Origin of the sequence: Winogradskyella maritima (assembly GCF_042650215.1) — a bacterium.
GTDB classification, from domain to species: Bacteria; Bacteroidota; Bacteroidia; order Flavobacteriales; family Flavobacteriaceae; genus Winogradskyella; species Winogradskyella maritima.
The window spans coordinates 1-1890 of the sequence record NZ_JBHSAT010000015.1 but is presented as its reverse complement, the minus strand read 5'-3'; the positions used below and the strand labels follow the sequence as shown (position 1 = coordinate 1890).

At 31.6% G+C, this 1890-nt stretch carries 3 protein-coding genes; all 3 read left to right on the top strand.

Features of this window, described 5'->3' with window-relative positions; all coding sequences use genetic code 11:
* Window positions 1-223 precede the first annotated feature (223 nt).
* Entirely contained in the window at window positions 224-610 is a 387-nt protein-coding gene (locus tag ACFOSX_RS10930) for a mannose-1-phosphate guanylyltransferase (RefSeq protein WP_386100748.1), read from the top strand.
* Window position 611: 1 nt separating this feature from the next.
* A complete protein-coding gene (locus ACFOSX_RS10925; RefSeq protein ID WP_386100745.1) occupies window positions 612-833 on the top strand; it encodes a hypothetical protein in 222 nt (73 codons plus the stop codon).
* 163 nt (window positions 834-996) lie between these two features.
* Window positions 997-1758, top strand: a complete 762-nt coding sequence (locus ACFOSX_RS10920) for a DUF6090 family protein (protein WP_386100742.1) — start codon at window positions 997-999, stop codon at window positions 1756-1758.
* Window positions 1759-1890: the final 132 nt, after the last annotated feature.

Sequence of the window (1890 nt, the reverse complement as noted above, 5' to 3'; positions counted from 1 at the left end):
AGATATGAATGAATTAATACAACATTTAAAAAAGAATAAACATATGTGGTTTTGGTGGGATTAAAAATACGTTACACAACAATGTATAACCGCAATTACGGCGGATTCGACTACGTCCGAATCCACTACGTAATTGCTAACGTCAGTGTCAAACCGAAAATAATCGCTAATTTAACCCGTAACTGACGGTTATACGAGACCGTTGTAGCACATTTGAGGAACAATGAAACCTGAATTAAAATATATAGAATTAAAAAGCGGATTTGGAGATACTGGACCTGCGTGGATTGGAATGGCTGAATTCTCAAAATCAGGTCGAACTGTCTATTTTAATGGAAAAGCTCTTAAAAACTCAAATGCTCAAGGAATCGCAGGAAATTTCTATGATATAGAAAATGGAGATGAATATTGGGTATCTGGAATAAAGAAAAACGGAACTGACCGACATTGGGCTGGTGGTGGAAAAATAATGATTGACCGAAATATTGTTGACCTTTACTTAAGTTTGGTTGATTTTAATACTTTAGACAAAAACCGTTTCGAATTGACCGAAATAAAACCAACGGACAAGCAGAAATTTGCAGAATTGGAAAATAAAAAGATAAATTAATATGGTTTATAAATTTAATGCAAATGGTATTGATAAAGATACCGACACTTATTTAGAATTTTCAACAGATGAGGATAGATTAATGATTATTTCTGGAGAATATGGAGATGAAATGAGAGCTAATTTTCATTATTTGAATAAAGAGGAAATTAGTGATTTAATTATTGCATTGACCAATTTGGAAAACGAAATAACGCAACGAGAACGCGAACAACAAAGATAAAAACGTGCTACAACACCGTATAAAAATAATTGCGGTTTAGAGCTAAAACAAAGGTAGTTGCGTATTTGCTACATCTGATTTTCCTTCGGAAAATCCTCGCACGCAAACCCGCAACTATTCTTATACATAAACGTTGTGCTTCATTATGACCAACCAATAACCAATGATAAAATTCTTTAGAAAAATAAGACAGAAATTACTCTCTGAAAATAAATTCAGTAAGTATCTGATTTATGCAATCGGAGAGATTGTTCTTGTTGTTATCGGAATTCTAATTGCGTTGGGAATAAACAATTGGAATGAGAACAATAAAACTCAACAAGTAACCAATGATTATTTAGAAAGACTATTGACCGAAACGCAGATTAATTTAGATAAAGTTGAAAAGGAAATTGAAATTGAGCAAAATCAAATAAACGCTTCTAAAAAAATACTTGATATGTTTCATCAAGAAAGAAAAAGTCTTAGAAGCAAAACGATTGACAGCCTCATCTCGATTGTTTTTAGTGCCAATGCAATTGACATTAATTCCGGAATTTTTACCGAAGGCATTAATAGTGGGAAAATCGGGAATCTGAAATCTGAAAAATTGCGAACTGCATTATATGGCTTTGTTGGATTGGCAGAAGATTTAAAAAGACAAGAGCAAATTTGGAACAATGACTTAAATGACGTACTTGGAGTGTTTTTGTATAAAAATTTTAATTATCGAAATATGGATAATTCTTTCGGCAAATACAAAGATAAAATAGGAACAACACATTTTAAGGATTTTAATAATTTAAGCCTTCTAAATAGTATGGAATTTGAGAATCATATAGATAATAGATTTTATACTAATAATGGGCAATTGGAAATCTACCAAAACTTGAGTTCAGATTTAAAGAAAATTGAAAACCTGATTAAAAATGAGCTGAAAAAATAACGAAAGCACAACAAAGTACTGTGGTAGAAAACAAGTAAAATCCCATTAATTTTTCACTAAAGTACTTCTGTAACTATCGTCGTATATCAGTCCTGATTTTGCTATGGCAAAGGCCTGTTTTAACAACTTATT

What these genes read in the sequence shown, in the direction of transcription:
- ACFOSX_RS10925 (WP_386100745.1), top strand. Translation starts at nt 612, where the DNA reads ATGGTTTATAAATTTAATGCAAATGGTATTGATAAAGATACCGACACT.
- ACFOSX_RS10920 (WP_386100742.1), top strand. Translation starts at nt 997, where the DNA reads ATGATAAAATTCTTTAGAAAAATAAGACAGAAATTACTCTCTGAAAAT.
- ACFOSX_RS10930 (WP_386100748.1), top strand. Translation starts at nt 224, where the DNA reads ATGAAACCTGAATTAAAATATATAGAATTAAAAAGCGGATTTGGAGAT.